General features: G+C 38.4%; 21 protein-coding genes. 11 read left to right on the top strand and 10 right to left on the bottom strand.

What is annotated here, in order from left to right; genetic code table 11:
* Positions 1 to 24 precede the first annotated feature (24 nt).
* Both Q0948_RS13290 and Q0948_RS13295 read left to right on the top strand, forming a co-directional pair.
* Positions 25 to 420 carry a hypothetical protein gene (locus Q0948_RS13290; RefSeq protein ID WP_298353687.1) on the top strand — a complete coding sequence of 132 codons (396 nt, stop codon included), beginning with the start codon at positions 25 to 27 and terminating at the stop codon, positions 418 to 420.
* Entirely contained in the window at positions 417 to 815 is a 399-nt protein-coding gene (locus Q0948_RS13295; RefSeq protein ID WP_298353690.1) for a DUF2809 domain-containing protein, read from the top strand. The genes Q0948_RS13290 and Q0948_RS13295 overlap by 4 nt, the downstream gene beginning before the upstream one ends.
* Here Q0948_RS13295 and mnmD read toward each other — a convergent pair.
* Positions 807 to 1,490 (bottom strand): tRNA (5-methylaminomethyl-2-thiouridine)(34)-methyltransferase MnmD, encoded by a 684-nt coding sequence (gene mnmD / locus Q0948_RS13300; protein ID WP_298353693.1) that lies wholly within the window; start codon positions 1,488 to 1,490, stop codon positions 807 to 809. The genes Q0948_RS13295 and mnmD overlap by 9 nt on opposite strands.
* 86 nt (positions 1,491 to 1,576) lie before the next feature.
* Positions 1,577 to 2,125 carry a DUF4920 domain-containing protein gene (locus tag Q0948_RS13305; protein WP_298353696.1) on the bottom strand — a complete coding sequence of 183 codons (549 nt, stop codon included), beginning with the start codon at positions 2,123 to 2,125 and terminating at the stop codon, positions 1,577 to 1,579.
* An 81-nt stretch (positions 2,126 to 2,206) separates the two neighbouring features.
* Here Q0948_RS13305 and Q0948_RS13310 point away from each other — a divergent pair, with 81 nt between their 5' ends.
* From Q0948_RS13310 to Q0948_RS13350, 9 genes are all read left to right on the top strand, one after another.
* The gene (locus Q0948_RS13310; RefSeq protein ID WP_298353698.1) at positions 2,207 to 3,271 is read left to right on the top strand and encodes a branched-chain amino acid aminotransferase; all 1,065 of its coding nucleotides are present in this window, start codon (positions 2,207 to 2,209) and stop codon (positions 3,269 to 3,271) included.
* 135 nt (positions 3,272 to 3,406) lie between these two features.
* A complete protein-coding gene (locus Q0948_RS13315) occupies positions 3,407 to 4,192 on the top strand; it encodes a M48 family metalloprotease (protein WP_298353700.1) in 786 nt (261 codons plus the stop codon).
* Positions 4,193 to 4,282: 90 nt separating this feature from the next.
* Complete coding sequence (gene gpmI, locus Q0948_RS13320; RefSeq protein WP_298353702.1) at positions 4,283 to 5,797, top strand: 2,3-bisphosphoglycerate-independent phosphoglycerate mutase; 1,515 nt, start codon at positions 4,283 to 4,285, stop codon at positions 5,795 to 5,797.
* Between the two features lie 11 nt (positions 5,798 to 5,808).
* Entirely contained in the window at positions 5,809 to 6,441 is a 633-nt protein-coding gene (locus Q0948_RS13325; protein ID WP_298353704.1) for a thioredoxin family protein, read from the top strand.
* Positions 6,431 to 7,003 (top strand): thioredoxin family protein, encoded by a 573-nt coding sequence (locus Q0948_RS13330; RefSeq protein WP_298353706.1) that lies wholly within the window; start codon positions 6,431 to 6,433, stop codon positions 7,001 to 7,003. The genes Q0948_RS13325 and Q0948_RS13330 overlap by 11 nt, the downstream gene beginning before the upstream one ends.
* Before the next feature lie 131 nt (positions 7,004 to 7,134).
* Positions 7,135 to 7,521 carry a DUF805 domain-containing protein gene (locus Q0948_RS13335; RefSeq protein ID WP_298353709.1) on the top strand — a complete coding sequence of 129 codons (387 nt, stop codon included), beginning with the start codon at positions 7,135 to 7,137 and terminating at the stop codon, positions 7,519 to 7,521.
* Positions 7,522 to 7,630: 109 nt separating this feature from the next.
* Positions 7,631 to 8,092, top strand: a complete 462-nt coding sequence (locus Q0948_RS13340; RefSeq protein WP_035328802.1) for a BT0820 family HAD-type phosphatase — start codon at positions 7,631 to 7,633, stop codon at positions 8,090 to 8,092.
* A 5-nt stretch (positions 8,093 to 8,097) separates the two neighbouring features.
* The gene (map, locus tag Q0948_RS13345; protein ID WP_021778084.1) at positions 8,098 to 8,919 is read left to right on the top strand and encodes a type I methionyl aminopeptidase; all 822 of its coding nucleotides are present in this window, start codon (positions 8,098 to 8,100) and stop codon (positions 8,917 to 8,919) included.
* A 3-nt stretch (positions 8,920 to 8,922) separates the two neighbouring features.
* Complete coding sequence (locus Q0948_RS13350; protein WP_298353714.1) at positions 8,923 to 9,687, top strand: class I SAM-dependent methyltransferase; 765 nt, start codon at positions 8,923 to 8,925, stop codon at positions 9,685 to 9,687.
* A 3-nt stretch (positions 9,688 to 9,690) separates the two neighbouring features.
* On the opposite strand, the gene Q0948_RS13355 is transcribed toward Q0948_RS13350, so the two are convergent.
* The 8 genes from Q0948_RS13355 to Q0948_RS13390 all read right to left on the bottom strand — a co-directional run bounded on the left by Q0948_RS13355 (position 9,691) and on the right by Q0948_RS13390 (position 17,079).
* Positions 9,691 to 10,689, bottom strand: a complete 999-nt coding sequence (locus Q0948_RS13355; RefSeq protein WP_298353718.1) for an FAD:protein FMN transferase — start codon at positions 10,687 to 10,689, stop codon at positions 9,691 to 9,693.
* Positions 10,689 to 11,051, bottom strand: coding sequence for a hypothetical protein (locus Q0948_RS13360; protein WP_035328806.1), 363 nt, complete (start codon positions 11,049 to 11,051; stop codon positions 10,689 to 10,691). The genes Q0948_RS13355 and Q0948_RS13360 overlap by 1 nt, the downstream gene beginning before the upstream one ends.
* A 65-nt stretch (positions 11,052 to 11,116) precedes the next feature.
* Complete coding sequence (locus Q0948_RS13365; protein WP_298353723.1) at positions 11,117 to 11,863, bottom strand: LytTR family DNA-binding domain-containing protein; 747 nt, start codon at positions 11,861 to 11,863, stop codon at positions 11,117 to 11,119.
* Positions 11,835 to 12,506: a histidine kinase gene (locus Q0948_RS13370; protein WP_298353725.1), complete on the bottom strand. Its 672-nt coding sequence runs from the start codon at positions 12,504 to 12,506 to the stop codon at positions 11,835 to 11,837. Before Q0948_RS13370 ends, Q0948_RS13365 begins: the two co-directional genes overlap by 29 nt.
* Before the next feature lie 122 nt (positions 12,507 to 12,628).
* Positions 12,629 to 13,246, bottom strand: coding sequence for a hypothetical protein (locus Q0948_RS13375; protein ID WP_298353727.1), 618 nt, complete (start codon positions 13,244 to 13,246; stop codon positions 12,629 to 12,631).
* A gap of 21 nt (positions 13,247 to 13,267) precedes the next feature.
* Entirely contained in the window at positions 13,268 to 13,792 is a 525-nt protein-coding gene (locus tag Q0948_RS13380; protein ID WP_298353729.1) for a hypothetical protein, read from the bottom strand.
* A gap of 161 nt (positions 13,793 to 13,953) precedes the next feature.
* Positions 13,954 to 15,255: a hypothetical protein gene (locus tag Q0948_RS13385; protein ID WP_298353731.1), complete on the bottom strand. Its 1,302-nt coding sequence runs from the start codon at positions 15,253 to 15,255 to the stop codon at positions 13,954 to 13,956.
* 117 nt (positions 15,256 to 15,372) lie between these two features.
* Entirely contained in the window at positions 15,373 to 17,079 is a 1,707-nt protein-coding gene (locus tag Q0948_RS13390; RefSeq protein WP_298353734.1) for an OmpA family protein, read from the bottom strand.
* Between the last annotated feature and the right edge of the window lie 69 nt (positions 17,080 to 17,148).

Genomic DNA, 17,148 nt, shown 5'->3' on the forward strand with positions numbered 1-17,148 from the left:
TATTACCACAGCTTTGCACCACATATGAATCACATACAACCTTCCACACATCTCATTATCGCATTACTAATAACTATTTTACTCATAGTAGTTTTATGGTTTTATAAAAAGAAATTACTTGCCAGTCGTAAATGGTTATTTATAAATTCTATCCTTTTTTTATGCATTTATTTTATTGTGGTGGGTGCTGCTTTATATCAAGACATCTCCCTACAGCTAGCCTTGCAAAAATTTGATCTCAACCGCGACGGATTTTTCAATGGTAATGAGATTACCCCACAACAATCTGAAGCAATGCAAAAATATGTTTCTGACACTGGTAGAACATTTTCGGTAATCTCTGGATTACTATTTGCGGGAACTATCACTATTATGATATCCCTAGGTCGAGTTGTTATAAATATCTTCAAGTCCAAATGAAGATCTCCATTAAGTACATCACTCTCTTTTTAGCCCTTTTTGCTATTGAAGTAATTATAGCAACATACATACACGACAATTTTATAAGACCCTACTTAGGAGATACGATTGTTATTGTATTAATCTACGCCTTTGTGATGGGGTTTTTCTATGTAGGTCACACCCTCTCAAGCAAGATTAAAGTTGCCCTTTATGTATTACTATTTGCATTTATAATAGAGGGATTGCAAGCCTCTTCTTTTATTTATAAGATAGGCCTAGGAGATCAAAAATGGGCACAAGTAATCTTGGGCACTTCTTTTTCTTGGTGGGATATTGTAGCATACATAGCGGGCTTTATCGCAATAGTATGTGCTGAATGGGTTATAAACAAAAAGAACCTAGCTTCACACTAACGGCTTGCTAGCTCTAAGCATCTCACGCTTGCCTGGAGGTCCAGGCAGTCGCTCTACTACAAAACCTGCGGCTTGCATTGCCCTACGGGCTGCTCCTTGCGCACAATAGGTAGTAAGTACTCCTCCTGGTATTAAGGCTTCAAACATTTTTGTAAAGATCTCCTCTGTCCATAAAGTGGGCTGCACTCTTGGGCCAAAGGCATCAAAATAAATAAGATCAAAAACCTCACTATCTGTAATATCTTCAAAACGCTGTGTGCGCTTAGTGAGTGTAAAGTGCTCACTTATATTTTCTGGTTGCTCCCAGGCAACGGCGTGCATCTCATTATAAACTTTTGCTGCATCCTCTTCGGCTAGCTGGCTAGCATACTCCATAGCTTGAGCTTCTTCTTGAGAAACGGGATAAGCCTCTGCTCCTACATAATTAAAAGACACATTGTGTTTATGCGCCTCAAAATAGGTAAGCAAGGCATTGAGACCTGTACCAAAACCCATCTCAAGTATAGCTATCTCTTTTTTTTCTGGATATGTAGTTACATAGTGAGTAAGCCCAGTTTTAAGAAAAACGTGTCTAGCCTCTTGTATCGCACCGTGTTTAGAATGATACTGCTCATCCCAGTCTGTTATATGTATGGTCTTTGAGCCGTCTGCCGTGGTAATTATTTCTCTTTTCATTTTTCTTTTGAGGTTATTGCTTTGCGCAACATATAGAAAAAGGCAGGCTTACACCCACCCTTTTTAAAACTATATCGAGTTACTTCTTATTCTGATTTAAGAAGAACACCATCTGCCATAAATCTTAATTCTCTCTGTGGCTCTGTAATGGCTGCAATCTCTTCTTCAGACTTGCCCCCGTCTTTTGCCATATGTCTCAACTCATCTACAGATACTTCTTCTAGATATGCCTTACCTTCTACAATCGCTTCTCCTCCATCTGTATCTGTAGGGACAAAAAATCCGTAATCTTTAAATTTTACAAATACCTGCTCCTCACCAGCTATATCCAGTCGCATCCAGCATCCTTTTGAAACACAAACAGCGTTTACTGGAGCCTGAAATTTTACAACCGCCGTATCACCTTCGGCAAGTGAAGCATATTTTTCGGCAATCTCACTTTTAGTTAATGTATTTTCTGGAGATATCGTTGCTCCATAGCTAGCATAATCGTTTTGAGCAATCGTTTGATTTGTAGCTAGTTCTTCATTTTTTTCTGATTCCGCTTTCGCGAAAGCGTCATTACTCCCCTCTTCTCCTTGTTTACAACTTAGTAATGTCAATAAAATTAAGAATATCGTTGCACATAGTTTCATAATCATTTGGTTTTAAGTTGAACATCGTAAAATTATGCAAAAATCAATCACCGAGTATGACAAATCACTAAATTTGTTACTATGGAAACAACCTCTACTCTTAAGATTACAAAGCGAGACAACAGTAAAATTGCTGATGTTGATTTTAATAACCTTGCTTTTGGAAGCGTTTTTACAGACCATATGTTTTCTGTAGAATATGTAAACGGGCAATGGCAGCAACCAGAAATAGTACCTTACGGACCTATCTCTATGGATCCTAGTGCAAAAGTTTTTCACTACGGTCAAGCTGTTTTTGAAGGGATGAAAGCTTTTAAAGATGATCAAGGAGATATCTTCTTATTTCGTCCAGAAGATAACTGGGAGCGTATCAATACCTCATCTGCACGTCTAGCAATGCCAGAACTTCCTAAAGAAGTTTTTATGGAAGGTCTTATGGAGCTTCTTAAACTAGACGAAGCTTGGATAAAAGCTGGAGATGGTAATTCTTTATACATACGCCCTTTTCACATTGCAACACAACCGGGAGTATCTGCATCACCATCAGACAGGTATAAGTTTATGATTATTCTTGCGCCTGCTCAATCATATTACTCTGGTGAAGTAAGCGTAGTATTTGCCGAAAAGTATAGCCGTGCCGCAAGTGGTGGTGTAGGTTATGCAAAAGCTGCAGGTAACTATGCTGCACAATTTTACCCTACTAATCTTGCAAAAGAAGAAGGATACCAGCAGGTAATCTGGACAGATGCAAACACACACGAGTACCTAGAAGAAGCGGGTACGATGAATGTATTTTTCCGTGTGGGAGATAAACTTATTACAGCACCTACTAATGATACTATCCTTAATGGTATCACACGTAAGAGTATCATACAACTAGCAGAAGCAGCAGGTATTACTGTAGAAGTAAGACCAGTGGCTGTAAAAGAGATTGTAGAAGCTGCACAAGCTGGTGAGCTTAAAGAAATTTTTGGCGTAGGTACTGCTGCAGTGGTAGTTCCTTTTAAGAGCTTTGCTTACAAGGGTGAAGATCACAAACTCAATGCACCAGAAAACAGTTATGGAGTACAGTTTAAAAAAGACTTAAACGACATACAATATAACCGCACAGAAGATAAATACGGATGGAGAGTTGCTGTAAAGTAGTACTTCACCATACATAAACAAAAACCGGAATAGCAGCTGCTGTTCCGGTTTTTGAGTTTCTACAAGGCTATTATACTAAGAGACTACAGACTTTTTATTACCTTGTAAGCATTAATAAAAACAACCATCTAGATTATGAAAAGAGGTAGCGGTCTTAAGATCAGGTTACTTATAGGAGTTGCCATTGTTGCATTTGCACTTTTTAAAAACTGTAGCAACAAGGAAGAAAATCCTTATACGGGTAAAACCCAAAGCATCACAATGTCTCCAGAAGAGGAGATTGCTATAGGCCTACAACACGCGCCTGCTATGGCAGAGCAGCACGGAGGCTTACATCAAGACCAGCAGTTACAAGCTTTTGTAGATCAAATAGGTCACAAGCTCGTACAAGAAAGTATGGCTAGAGAGACACCTTATAACTATGATTTTCATTTATTGCAAGATGAGCAAACGGTTAATGCATTTGCATTACCAGGTGGCCAGATTTTTATCACCTATGCCCTACTCTCAAAACTTGAAAATGAAGATCAGGTTGCTGGAGTACTAGGTCACGAGATAGGCCACGTACTAGGTAAACACAGTGCAGAGCGTGTAGCAAACTCAGAGATGTGGTCTACCATCTCTATGGGTGCAGAAGTAGGTGGAGGTATGGGAGGCGCAGCAGGTGCCATAGGTCAAAACATATTACTAGGTAATGGTCGTGATGACGAGTTAGAGAGTGATGATCTAGGCGTGCGTTTTATGATACGCGCTGGTTATGACCCGTACCAAATGATAGGCGTGATGAAAATACTTAAAGCTGCAAGTGGTGGTAGCCGCCAGCCAGAGTTTGCAAGCACACACCCAGATCCAGAAAATCGCATAGAACAAATCAAGGAGAGCATCCAGAAATATGGTTATACGGGACCAGCGACTATGTAATAATATACTCGCAACCGTTTTCGTTAAAACCCCTTTAAAACCTCGCACCCGCGAGGTTTTGTTTTTATCTTTACTACTCAACCTGAGACGATGAATAAAAAAACAATCCTAATGATACTAGATGGCTGGGGTATGGCTCCAGACAAGAAAGTATCTGCCGTAGACCAAGCACAAACGCCTTTTATAGATAGCCTTTACAATAAGTACCCGCACGCACAGCTACTCACCCACGGTGAGAATGTAGGCCTGCCAGAAGGCCAGATGGGTAATAGCGAAGTGGGCCATATGAATCTAGGCGCAGGAAGGATTGTTTATCAAGACTTTGCTAAGATCAATAAAGCACTTAAAGAAGATACGCTCAAAGATGAGCAAGCGCTCAAGGATGCTTTCGCTTTCGCGAAAGAAAACAACAAGTCTGTTCACTTTCTCGGTCTCGTTTCTGATGGAGGTGTACACTCACACATTGAGCATCTTAAAGGACTTATTCTCGCTGCCGAAAATGCAGGAGTGCCACAATCTTTCATTCACGCTTTTTCTGATGGTAGAGATGTAGATCCAAAATCTGGAAAAAAGATGATATCTGATATTTCTGCTTTCGCGAAAGCGCACAACGCACAACTAGCATCTGTAATAGGTCGCTACTACGCAATGGACAGAGATAAACGATGGGAACGCGTTGCACTTGCATATAATTTAATTACTAAAGGTGCCGGAACGCCTACTAAAGACATAGAACAAGCCATACAAGCCAGTTATGACGCTGGTAAAACAGATGAGTTTATAGATCCGCTTTTTGTGACTCAAGATGGTGAGACCATCTCTACCGTGCAAGAAGGTGACGTAGTGATTTTCTTTAATTTTAGAACAGATCGCGGTCGCGAACTAACGGAGATGTTATCTCAAAAAGATTTTGCAGAGCAAGACACAAAAAAGCTTGACCTGTATTATGTTACAATGACTAACTATGATGACACCTTTAATGACATTAAAGTTATTTACGACAAAGACAATCTCGTAAATACCCTTGGTGAAGTTTTAGAAAGCGCAGGTAAGAAACAAATACGCATCGCAGAAACAGAAAAATATCCTCACGTAACCTTCTTCTTTTCTGGAGGGCGTGAAGAACCTTTTAATGGAGAGTCTAGATTGCTAGCTCCCTCGCCAAAGGTTGCCACCTACGACTTGCAGCCAGAAATGAGTGCTTTTGAGATACGTGATAAAATTGTTCCAGAAATAAACAAAGGAGACGTAGACTTTGTCTGCCTCAACTTTGCAAATCCAGATATGGTAGGTCATACGGGTGTGATGGAAGCCGCAATAAAAGCCTGCGAAACAGTAGACAGCTGTACAAAAGATATTGTAACCGCCGCCGAAGAAAATGATTATACTGTAATCATCATAGCAGACCACGGTAATGCAGAAGTAATGATTAACCCAGATGGATCGCCTAATACGGCACACACGACAAATCCAGTACCGGTGATACTAGTCGATAAAGACATCAAGAAAATCAACAATGGTATTCTATCTGATGTGGCTCCTACAGTTTTAAAATTGCTAGGCGTACCACAACCAGATGTGATGGATTGCGTACCTTTAATCTAAAAATAATGAGGATGAAAAATATCATTTATACAGGTTTGCTAGCTATAGTTCTTGTAAGCTGTAATACTTCAAAAACAGCTACAGAAACCCAGGCTACGGCGCCAAAAGAAGAAAAAGCTACAGTGATTGCAAAAGGTAATAGAATTGAAAAACCTACTACCCCTACAAAACCTGCCTTACCTGCAAAGCCTGCACCTAAAGTAAAGACAATGCTAGTGGGTAAAGAAGATCGCACAGCACTAGAGCAACCACCATTTGGAAGCTGGTACAACACAAACTATGCACGGTATAAAACTGATGATGCACTTATACCAGAAATCACAGAAGAGATAGAAGGAGTTACCATTACTACATTTATGGGGACTTGGTGTGGAGACAGTAAACGTGAGACACCACGTATGTTTAAAATATTAGATAATGTAGCCTTCAGTAAAAAAGACCTTACACTTATTACTGTAGATCGCACAAAGAAAAAACCTACTGAATTTACAGCAGGAAATAATATTATACGCGTTCCTACTTTTATTTTTAAAAAGGATGGAAAGGAAATAGGTCGTATAGTCGAGCGTCCTGTAGAAAGCTTAGAAGCAGATATGCTTAAAATTTTAAAAGGAGAATCTTACAAACACGCATATGAAAATTAAAATAATCGCTCTTGCCGCTCTTACCGTACTATTAACAGCTTGTAATGAGCACAAAACAGTAGAGCAAGTTACCGAAGAGCTAGAAGAAAAAGTAGCTACAGAAGCACCTCTAGAGGAAGAAGCGCCTATACTTATAGGTGAGTTTAAAAGAGATACCCTCGAGTCTCGTGCTTATAATAAATGGTTTATACAGAGTTATAAAGATCACACACTAGATACAGAGAGTCTTCCTGCTTTAAAAAAGGGGCTTACAGATGTACGTGTCACCGTATTTATGGGAACTTGGTGTGAAGATAGCCAGCGTGAGGTACCTGCCTTTTTTAAAATGCTTGATGAAATAGATTACGATAGTGACCTTATTCATATCGTAACCGTTTCTGAAGATAAAACAGAACCTGCAGAGCTAGTAAATCATAAAGAAATAACAAATGTTCCTACTTTTATATTTACTAAAGATGGTAAGGAGCTAGGCCGTGTGGTTGAGTATCCGTTAGAAAGTCTAGAGAAGGATATGGTAAAAATACTCTCAGGTCAAGAATATAAACACGCTTATGCGGAGTAATATGAACAAACTTTAGATTATCAAAACCCTTCATAAATTATGAAGGGTTTTATTTTTTAGTACTTGTAAAAAGCTAGACAATATTCATTAGTTTAGCCACACTAACATTAATCAAAAAACACAATTAATTTATGGAATGGTATTTAAAGGTAGTACGAGACAACTATGCAAATTTTGAAGGTAGAGCACGTCGTAAAGAGTACTGGATGTTTTATTTATTTAATATGATATTTACTCTCTTAGTATATATTCCTCTCATAGCCGGAATTGCGATGGAGAATGAAACTCTTATGATGGTAGGTGGTATATTATTTATGCTTTATATACTTGCGATAATAATTCCCTCTATTGCCGTAGCTGTGCGAAGACTACACGACCAAGATAAGAGCGGCTCTTGGTATTTTGTTACCTTTATACCTTTTATAGGAGGTATTTGGCTCTTAATACTTATGGTTACAGAAGGAACACACGGACCTAACCAGTATGGACCAGATCCTAAAGGGGATCTTATTCAGTAAATAACAATAACTACTTTAAAAAGGGCTTCTATAAAACTTATAGAAGCCCTTTCTTATTATATAAACGTAACCGTAGTTCTTTTTGTAATTTTGCATAAAATTTTAAGTGATTAAAGAAACACAAACCATAGCGGTAGACTTTGACGGTACCATTGTAGAAAATGCGTACCCTAAAATTGGCAAGCCATTATTATTTGCTTTTGACACACTTAAAAAATTACAGCAAGAAGGGAATTTATTGATTCTATGGACCTATAGATCTCAAGATAAACTAGAAGAAGCTGTAGCCTTTTGTAAAGAAAATGGACTTACCTTTTATGCGGTAAATAAAAGTTATCCTGAAGAAGTAATGAGCCCAAAAATAAGCCGTAAGATAAATGCAGATATCTTTATAGACGATAGGGATGTAAGAGGAATGTTAGGCTGGGGAGAAATCTATCAGAAACTGGGCAAAGGGCAAGAACAAACGCAAAGCCTTAAGGCAACACAGAAAAAAAAGAAAACACCAAAAAAGAAAAAATCTAAAGGTGGCTTTATGGCACGTATAGAAGAGCTTTTTAAAGAAGATTAATAGCAATGGCAATCATACAAAAAACCAGAGAAGAAATAGAATTGATGCGTGAGAGCGCCCTTGTAGTATCACGCACACTAGGGATGCTAGCTGGTGAAGTAAAGCCAGGTGTTACCACGCTCTACCTTGACAAACTAGCAGAGGATTACATAAGATCTCAAGACGCCATACCAGGCTTTTTAGGGCTTTATGATTTCCCAAACACGCTATGTATGAGTCCTAATGAACAGGTTGTACACGGTATCCCAAACGATAAGCCACTTGTAGAAGGTGACATTATCTCTATAGATTGTGGTGCTATAAAAAACGGATTTTACGGTGATCACGCCTATACGTTTGAGGTAGGTGAAGTAAGCCCAGAAGTAAAAAAACTACTTGAGGTAACTAAGCAGTCTCTTTATGTGGGTATAGAACAACTCAAAGTAGGTAACCGCGTAGGTGATGTAGGATATGCTATTCAAAAATTTACCGAAGACCACGGTTATGGAGTTGTACGTGAGCTCGTAGGTCACGGTCTAGGTACTACAATGCACGAAGACCCAGAAATGCCTAACTATGGTAAACGTGGTCGTGGTAAAAAGTTTATAGAAGGTATGGTAGTTGCCATAGAACCTATGACTAATATGGGAACTAGAAACATAAAACAGCATAATGACGGCTGGACAATCACCACTCGCGATAATCAACCTAGTGCTCACTTTGAGCACGACGTTGCCATTGTAGATGGTAAACCTGAGCTGCTATCTACATTTGCATACATTTACAAAGCATTAGGCATAGAGAGTGATGAGGAAACTCCTTTTCGCCAGCAAGCGCTAGTATTATAAGCTTTGAAGAAAATTTTTAAATTTTTCTTAAACGCCATTCCTCGACCTTTATTAATCAGGTTGAGTTATGTGGTGCGGCCACTACTGGCACTTACTCTTAAGGGTAATCGCTATGAAGACCCTATAGACGGTAAGACCTTTAAAAAATTCTTGCCTTATGGATATGGCACTCCTAGAGAAAATGTACTCTCACCATCTACCCTTTCGCTAGAGCGTCACAGACTTTTATGGCTATGGCTACAGCGTGAGACAGATTTTTTTAAAGCAGAAAGAAAAGTACTTCACTTTGCTCCAGAGCAAGCTTTTTATAAACGCTTTCGCGAAAGCGCACACCTAGATTACACCACTACAGATCTTAACTCTCCACTGGCAGATGTTAAGGCAGATATTTGTGATTTACCATTTGCCGAAAATAGTTTTGACCTCATTTTTTGTAACCACGTACTTGAGCACATACCTGATGACACAAAGGCAATGCAAGAATTGTATAGAGTGTTGAGCCCTGGCGGGATGGCGATATTACAAATCCCTCAAGAATTAAACAGAGCAACCACCTTTGAAGATAACACCATCACAGACCGTGATGAGCGCGCAAAAATCTTTGGACAATACGACCACGTGCGTGTTTATGGAAGAGATTATTTTGAAAAGCTTAGAACCATAGGTTTTAAGGTAGACGAAGTAGATTATACAACTATCCTAACCCCAGAAGAGGTAGACCGTTATCGTCTTGCTCCTGGCGAGATTATACCTGTTTGCTATAAGTAATAGTTACTTCTGTATATATTGGTTAAAACCAGGAGTCATAAAAACACCTCCATCATACACGAGATAGGCTTCTATATTTTGACCTTTTAAGGCCTCTTTTGAGCGCTCAAGCCCCATTGCCATACAAGAAGTTGCCCAAGCATCTGCCGTGGCACAATCATCTGCTATAATGGTTGCACTAAGCACATCACTACGCTCTGCAGAACCCGTAAGTGGGTTTATGGTATGTACGTATTGTTTACCCGTAGCTTTGTCAACGCGATTCTTTCGGTAGTTTCCAGAGCCAGCCATTGCTTTGTCTGTAAGGCTTACGAGAACTGATGCCGTTCTGTCTGTCACTTTAGAATCTAGATTTTCTATTCCTACTGTCCAGCGTTGTTCTTTATTTAGGTTGGCCCCTGCAGCTACTATCTCTCCACCTATATCTACGAGGTAGTTATTAAACCCCTTTGAACCCATATAAGCTGCCACTCTATCTACTCCATATCCTTTTGCGACGGCATTAAAATCAAAATAAATAGTTGATGCGGCCTTACTTATCGTTCCATCTTCTTGTAATTGTACTTTACTCCAACCTACATACTGCATTAATGAGTCTAATGTAGGCTCATTTAGTGTTTCTAAGGCTTCTGTATCCCCAAAACCATAAGCATTACGCAATGTTCCTACTGTAGGATCAAAGTAGCCTGAGGTGGCTTTATTTAGCTTTCGCGAAAGCGTAAATACGTCCTTAAACATAGCATCTACAACAACCGTAGTATCACCTCTATTTATTTTTGAGATATCACTTTGCGGAATGTACGTGCTTAGTGACTGGTTTACCGCTGCTACCACAGAGTCTATACCTTTTTTAATTTGTGGAGCCTCTGCTACCTCTCCAAAGTATTTTACTCCATAACTAGTACCAAAAGCGTTGCCTGCGATTGTAATCTCGTCTGGGGTTTGTGACTGTTTGCAAGCTAGAAAACTTACAGCAATAAGAAATGATAGAAGTATGCGCATTATTGTATCTCTTGAAGTCCGTTATAAATCTCTCTGTAAGCCGAATCTTTTTCTACCGGCTTTTGATAATTGTCTCCGTGACCTAGCCCTACCCCAGCATAAAATGTACGTGCTTCAAATTTGAGTGCGTGATCACGCATTTTTATCATAAAAGCCTCATCATACACATTTGCATCTTCTGGAAATGTACGCGCTCTTACGATTACAAAATGTAATTTTTTATCCTTGAGAGCCACAAACTGCGGGTCCTTTTTAAGCTTAGAATTTACTGCCATAAACTCAAAGCCTTGACTCTTTAAATCTTCTCCTACGATGTTCATCGCAAGGTTGTGAAGCTCTTGTTCTGTAAGAAGTTCTGCCATATTACAAAGATAATTATTGCAGTTCTTACTTTACACATTTGCTCTTATTATTAAGACTATAGAGACTACTTACTTTTAAAGTTGTTTAAAAAATCGCTGCGCTTGTTACGGGATACAGGCACCTTATTATTTTCTGTAAGTTGGACGTACCCCTCATTGAGGTAAGCAATGATATGATCTAGATTGATAAGGTGCGATTTATGTACTTGATAAAACGTTGTTTTATCTAACATCTTTACAAAGTGGCCTATACTATTAGAGCTCAACATAGTTTTACCTTCTTCTAAATAGAGCTTTGTATACCCATCTACTCCTTCACACCGTATGATGGACGGTATAGGGATAAACTCTAGTCCTTTTTGAGTGGGCACTACGATCTTCTTTTTTTGAAAATTTTGAACCCCTAGATTTGCGATAAGCTGCTTGTTTTTGGCCAAAGAATCCTTATGCTCTACGTTTTGAATAGCCTTGTGGACCGCCGTGATAAGATCATCCTTATCTGCTGGTTTTACTATGTAGCCTATAGCACAATGGCGTATTGCCTCGATGGCATACTCATCATAAGCAGTTACAAAAATGATTTCAAACGCTGGATTTGGAATAGACTTGAGCATATCAAAACCTGTCATCTCCGGCATTGAGATATCTAAAAATATTACGTCGGGCTGTAACTCTTGTATTTCTGTAATGGCATTTTTGGGGCTTTGGCTCTCTCCCACAATAGTCAATTGCGGACAATACCTCTCTAGCTTAGAACGTAAGATAGCAAGCGCCTTGCGCTCATCATCTACTAGGTATGCTCGTATGTTCATCTTCTATGGGTTTAAAAATTAAAGTAGCTATCGCCCCCCCTGTATCTTTTCTATCTTCTAGTGTGTAGCTTACTTTCCAAGTATTACTGTATTCTAGTAGCTTGAGACGATCTTGCAATACGCTAGACGACCTGTTATTAAGTTCTTTGCCGCTGTTATGAAATATTGCTTTAGACTTTACCAGTCCTATACCATCATCTATTATAGTGACCTTAAAAGAGTCTTCACTCACGTAGCCAAAATGAATCGCTACAGTGCCAGTAGTGGCTTTGTGAAAAATACCGTGATTTACAGCATTTTCAACTATAGGTTGCAACAACATTGTGGGTATAATGTCTTCCTCATCAAGCTCGGTATCTTTTGTGATGCTATAGTTAAGCTTGTCCTCAAATCGTAATTGCTCAATAGAGAGATAATTTTCTAACAAGGACATCTCTTGCGCTATGGTAATATTACGCTTTCGCGAAAGCGTAAAAAACGACCGTATTAATTTTGAAAACTTAGTCAAATAAATCTCAGACAGCTCTACCTCATTGCGCTGTATATAATATTGAATTGCATTGAGAGAATTATGCACAAAATGCGGATTCATTTGTGAGCGTAGCGCTTGGAGTTCTAGGGCGTGTTGTTGTCGCTCACTCATAATCTGATTTTCATACTTTTCTTTAACCAGTTTATTTCTCTGCTTTATAAATACTGTAAAAATAAAAATGAGCGCACCAATAATCGCCAAAATGGAGAACACTGAAATTAGTAAAACAGAATCTATCTTTTCTGAGGACATAAAAATGCTATTGAAAAAAAGCCATACAAAAGAACATTAACAACTACCAGAATAAGGTAGACCACGTTACGACTAGGTAAAAAATCTTTAGTAAGACTGAATGTTATAGGTAAATAACCTAAAGTAAAAATTAATATGCCTGTGACAATCCAAAAAGCTGGTAACCTAATAAAATCTATTAATTCATTTGATTTTATAAGAGAGATATAAAACAAAATGGAAAGTAAAAACATTATCATCGTTCCAACTGTAGACTGAATCTTTAACTCTCCAGTTATTTTCTCAAGTATCAAGCTAAAAATTAATGAAACAACATAGCATACACCCAGTAAAGCGACAAGTTTATTCTTGCTAAGAATTTTATAAAACCAACTTATAAAAAATAGATATGTAACTATATCAAATAAGGTGTACAATAGTTTATCAATACTGCTTATCCCATTGAAATGAGAGCAAACTTCAATTAAAACCACAAATAACATATAAAAGGGAAAGTAAACCAGACTTCCTAGCTTAAGCTTTTTCCAACGCCAAAAAGATATGATTGCAGATAAGAACAAGACAAGCTTTGTCACAATTAACAAAATATCACTCATCATTAATTTGCTGTTTTAAATATACTAATTGGAACCTCCTTCAACAGGCTGCGCATCATCTGGCTCTTTACCCATAGGGTCTAATTTATCGTAATAAGCACTTGGGTATTCCAGTTTCTCATAATCTAAAATAGAAGGGAAGTCTGAGTCATTGTTACTAGGATCTGGGGTTGCGTGCATCGCTTGAAAAAAAATAGTTGATCTTGGGATATTCTTTGCATCATTCTTTGCACCAAAGTATATCACTGCTCCAGGATTTTGTTTTCCCTGTGCAATAGCTTCTTTTTTTATATTGATCAAATATTTTTGCAAATCATCAATATCCTTAACAATGACACCTACATTATCTGGCTCTCCGTTTTGATATTGACCTTCTACACCTACAGTAATATACTTATGCTGGTTATTAAAATAAGTTTGTTGTAATTGATATGCGTCGTTTTCACTTATTATATGTTGAGGGTCTGGGGCGCCGCTCGGACAGTCACAACAAGAGACTGTGACAAAACCCAGCACCGACCACAAGGCGATTAATTTTAATTTTTTCATATTAGAATGGTTAGTTAGTTATGTTTAAATATAGCTAAATATTACTGTTTAATATTCAAGCACGTAAATAGGCTTATTTTAAAAGTTATCCCTATCACTATAGTGACCCGCTCGTCTATTCAAATAAATGACAAAGAAAAGCGAGTCAAATAAGTTTTCTCTTAAAAATCACAAAGATCAAAACACTCAGATGCATCAAAAGTCTCCACATCTCCTATAGTATTCTTATCACTTGTATTATACGTGCCATTAAAATCTACAAAAAGATCTGTATCCTGATTTGCATTAGGCGCAGGAGTAGTCCAACTAGTATTACCGGCATAAGAAATCCCTTGTAAACCATAAGCAAATCCTGATACTGCTCTTACCTCCATAAAGTTGCTTGTTGCCCAAAATTGAGAACTACACTCACTATCTATATCTTCATCTACTTCTCTATTTGAAAAATCTACACCACCCGCAGCATTTTCACCGTCGGCTCCAGCATTTCCTCCTAAAAAATATTGTAGATTGAACGACCAACTCCCTCCGGATTTAGAAAAGCTCTGTGTCTTAGCATTATGAGGATCACCTCTCTCTGCAACAAGCATTTCATTGAAGGAACTTGAAAATGCAATATCTGTGATAGTGCTTTGAGAACCCGCTACTCCAGAAATTTCAAGACTCGCGGCAACATTATTAAAACTGCCATCTGGATTGAGTGTAACAGAGTATATACTTCTTTCTGGATTTGGCATTATTGCTACTCTTGGAAAGTAAACTTTTGCGACTCCACTCTCATAATTAACTCCAATTCCCCAAACTCGTTCTTCTTGATTTACAATACCTGCCGAACCTCCATCTGGAGACCAAGGGTCATAGGTCTCAATTAAATTACCTTGCATATCATATCTGTATATATTCCCATCTTCTAGGTTTGAGACAAAAAGTTGATCATTCAACTTGTCATAAGCTATGTTTCCTAAACCATTTAGAGTTCCGCCTGTATTAGGGACAGTAAAAAATGGAACTGCTGTCCAGCTTGGTCCTGTACATTTATACACTTGTCCACTTACAACATTTGAAGCCGGTGAAGGAAAAACACCTTGTTGATATATATTAGAAGATGCTAAGTAAATATTTTCATCACTATCTATAGCTATCCCAAATACCTGCCCTATATTTTCGGGTGTCCAGTTTGCTGGGTGTATAGTTTCAGATGGTGTATTTAGCCCTGGTCCCCAATCATCACCTATCGGAGCCTGAGAGTTGTAACGCGTGTCAAAAATAACACCTACAGGTTCATTAGATTCTGCGGCATAACAAGTAGCTACTGTAAAGCCTGAATTTGCTTTATTAGCTTCAAAAGGCACACAAGAGACCCCATCTACAGATTCTAATTCATACCCACACTCATCGTCACTACAGCTCACTCCTAGAATGGCTAGTGACATCATTATTGTTATTTTATATATTGTTTTCATTTTATTTTTAGATTAAAAAAAGGACCGCTTTATCTAAGCTAATTATCAACACCTTATCAGATCATAGTTCAACAATGATTGTTGTGATAGAGCAGTCCCTTTGGCTAACACTTAATTTTAATTACAGATTACTTTCATCTCTGTGCGTCTGTTTATTTGGTGTTTTGTCTCACTACAAGAAACACCATCTGCACACTCATTAAGTAATCTTGACTCACCGTATCCCTTACCTGTGATTTTGCTTCGGCTTACACCTTGCGAGACTACATAGTCTACAGCGGCATTTGCTCTGTTTTGAGATAGCGTTTGATTATAAGAGTCTGAAGCTCTAGAATCTGTATGCGAGCTTACCTCTACACGTATACCAGGATTATCTTTCATAAACTGTGCAAGCCTATTAAGCTCTGGTCGTGCATCTGGACGGATATCATATTTATCCAGATCATATAAAATATTATTAAGTGTAATGGCTTTACCACACTCTGCTTCTTCTAGACAGATCTCAAGTTTTACAAAGAGTGTTGTACTTCTGTCATACTCGGCTGGGTTTATTGTAACCGTTTGAGAAAAGTATTTATCTTTCTTACCTCTCAACTCATAAGAGCCACGTTGTCCTATATGTAATATGTAGGTGCCATTCCCATCTGTGATTGTACTTTTTTGTTCTGCAGCTGTGAGGTTTTTTATAATGACATCTACACCAGGTAGTCCAGTTGCGGTATTACAGATAACGGCTTTACCCTGAAGAATAAAGTTCTCGTCTTCATAAAGAATCTCCTTTTGTAAAGTCTGTCCTTCTTTAAACTCAGAGGCACCTGCATTGTTACTAGTTAGACCCACCTCATAAAGTTGCCCATCTATAGCATAATCATCTTTTGCTATGTCATTAAACACTACTATACCAAATGTATTTGTAGTTCCAGTTTGCACTATATTACCTGCACTATCACGCAAAGCAACATCAGTATCAGGTAGTACTTGTCTTGTAAACTTATCACGAGCTGTCACCGCTAGCGAGTACTTCTCACAAGTAGTACAACACTTATTATCGTGCTTAGATTTTAACTTTATAGTTAACCCTGCAAATACTCCCACAGATGATATATCGTGTTCACAAGCTTCTGCTCGCGTGTAAATATCACCGGTGAGACTGCTACCCTGCTCTGAAATAGTAGCATCATAATATCTAGCAGCCATACCACCATCAAGACTCTCTTGTACACCAAAATGTCTCATATAGTAAGCTCCTGCGTGTATGCCAAAAGTTTGATTAAAGAAATAGGTAAATCTCAGTTGGGCTTTACCCGTAAGAACACTACCCTCATCATAACCTGCGTGAAAGTTCAGTCGATCATTTATAACAGTATTCTCTCTCAACTCAGTCAGTCCGCCTTTTATACTAGCAAGACCACCTCTAAGGTTTAGCTCTGCCTTGAACTTATTACTGGGTGACACATACTGAAAGTTAGGTCCTATACCATAAAAGAATCTAGTAATACCATCCTCTCTCAAAGAGAAATCTGTGAGTGTTGTTCCTGAGATATCTATAAGATTATCTATAGGAAACGTGCTCTCTGGACTGTTTTTAATGTAATCTAGATCTAGCCCTATCCCAAACCATCTCCAGTAATAGTCTACAGAGAGACCCAGTTCAATACCTCCTTGATAATCTATAAAAGGAGTATCATTATCATATGTAGGAAAATCATATCCTACTCGGGGACTCAACTGCCAGTAATTGTGGTCAGGATGTGTCTGCGCTACACTCCCCCAAGTGCAAGCGAATACTACGAGTAGTACGACGGTTTTCATAAATGCTTTCATAATTAAAAATTGTTGTTAATAATGATGCAAATATGAACCAGTTACATAAGGTGTAAAATAGCCACTACA

Source organism: uncultured Dokdonia sp., assembly GCF_947496725.1.
Classification (GTDB): Bacteria; Bacteroidota; Bacteroidia; order Flavobacteriales; family Flavobacteriaceae; genus Dokdonia.

What these genes read in the sequence shown, in the direction of transcription:
- Q0948_RS13290 (WP_298353687.1), top strand. Translation starts at nt 25, where the DNA reads ATGAATCACATACAACCTTCCACACATCTCATTATCGCATTACTAATA.
- Q0948_RS13295 (WP_298353690.1), top strand. Translation starts at nt 417, where the DNA reads ATGAAGATCTCCATTAAGTACATCACTCTCTTTTTAGCCCTTTTTGCT.
- mnmD (WP_298353693.1), bottom strand. Translation starts at nt 1,490, where the DNA reads ATGAAAAGAGAAATAATTACCACGGCAGACGGCTCAAAGACCATACAT.
- Q0948_RS13305 (WP_298353696.1), bottom strand. Translation starts at nt 2,125, where the DNA reads ATGAAACTATGTGCAACGATATTCTTAATTTTATTGACATTACTAAGT.
- Q0948_RS13310 (WP_298353698.1), top strand. Translation starts at nt 2,207, where the DNA reads ATGGAAACAACCTCTACTCTTAAGATTACAAAGCGAGACAACAGTAAA.
- Q0948_RS13315 (WP_298353700.1), top strand. Translation starts at nt 3,407, where the DNA reads ATGAAAAGAGGTAGCGGTCTTAAGATCAGGTTACTTATAGGAGTTGCC.
- gpmI (WP_298353702.1), top strand. Translation starts at nt 4,283, where the DNA reads ATGAATAAAAAAACAATCCTAATGATACTAGATGGCTGGGGTATGGCT.
- Q0948_RS13325 (WP_298353704.1), top strand. Translation starts at nt 5,809, where the DNA reads ATGAAAAATATCATTTATACAGGTTTGCTAGCTATAGTTCTTGTAAGC.
- Q0948_RS13330 (WP_298353706.1), top strand. Translation starts at nt 6,431, where the DNA reads ATGAAAATTAAAATAATCGCTCTTGCCGCTCTTACCGTACTATTAACA.
- Q0948_RS13335 (WP_298353709.1), top strand. Translation starts at nt 7,135, where the DNA reads ATGGAATGGTATTTAAAGGTAGTACGAGACAACTATGCAAATTTTGAA.
- map (WP_021778084.1), top strand. Translation starts at nt 8,098, where the DNA reads ATGGCAATCATACAAAAAACCAGAGAAGAAATAGAATTGATGCGTGAG.
- Q0948_RS13355 (WP_298353718.1), bottom strand. Translation starts at nt 10,689, where the DNA reads ATGCGCATACTTCTATCATTTCTTATTGCTGTAAGTTTTCTAGCTTGC.
- Q0948_RS13360 (WP_035328806.1), bottom strand. Translation starts at nt 11,051, where the DNA reads ATGGCAGAACTTCTTACAGAACAAGAGCTTCACAACCTTGCGATGAAC.
- Q0948_RS13365 (WP_298353723.1), bottom strand. Translation starts at nt 11,863, where the DNA reads ATGAACATACGAGCATACCTAGTAGATGATGAGCGCAAGGCGCTTGCT.
- Q0948_RS13370 (WP_298353725.1), bottom strand. Translation starts at nt 12,506, where the DNA reads ATGAGTGAGCGACAACAACACGCCCTAGAACTCCAAGCGCTACGCTCA.
- Q0948_RS13375 (WP_298353727.1), bottom strand. Translation starts at nt 13,246, where the DNA reads ATGATGAGTGATATTTTGTTAATTGTGACAAAGCTTGTCTTGTTCTTA.
- Q0948_RS13380 (WP_298353729.1), bottom strand. Translation starts at nt 13,792, where the DNA reads ATGAAAAAATTAAAATTAATCGCCTTGTGGTCGGTGCTGGGTTTTGTC.
- Q0948_RS13385 (WP_298353731.1), bottom strand. Translation starts at nt 15,255, where the DNA reads ATGAAAACAATATATAAAATAACAATAATGATGTCACTAGCCATTCTA.
- Q0948_RS13390 (WP_298353734.1), bottom strand. Translation starts at nt 17,079, where the DNA reads ATGAAAGCATTTATGAAAACCGTCGTACTACTCGTAGTATTCGCTTGC.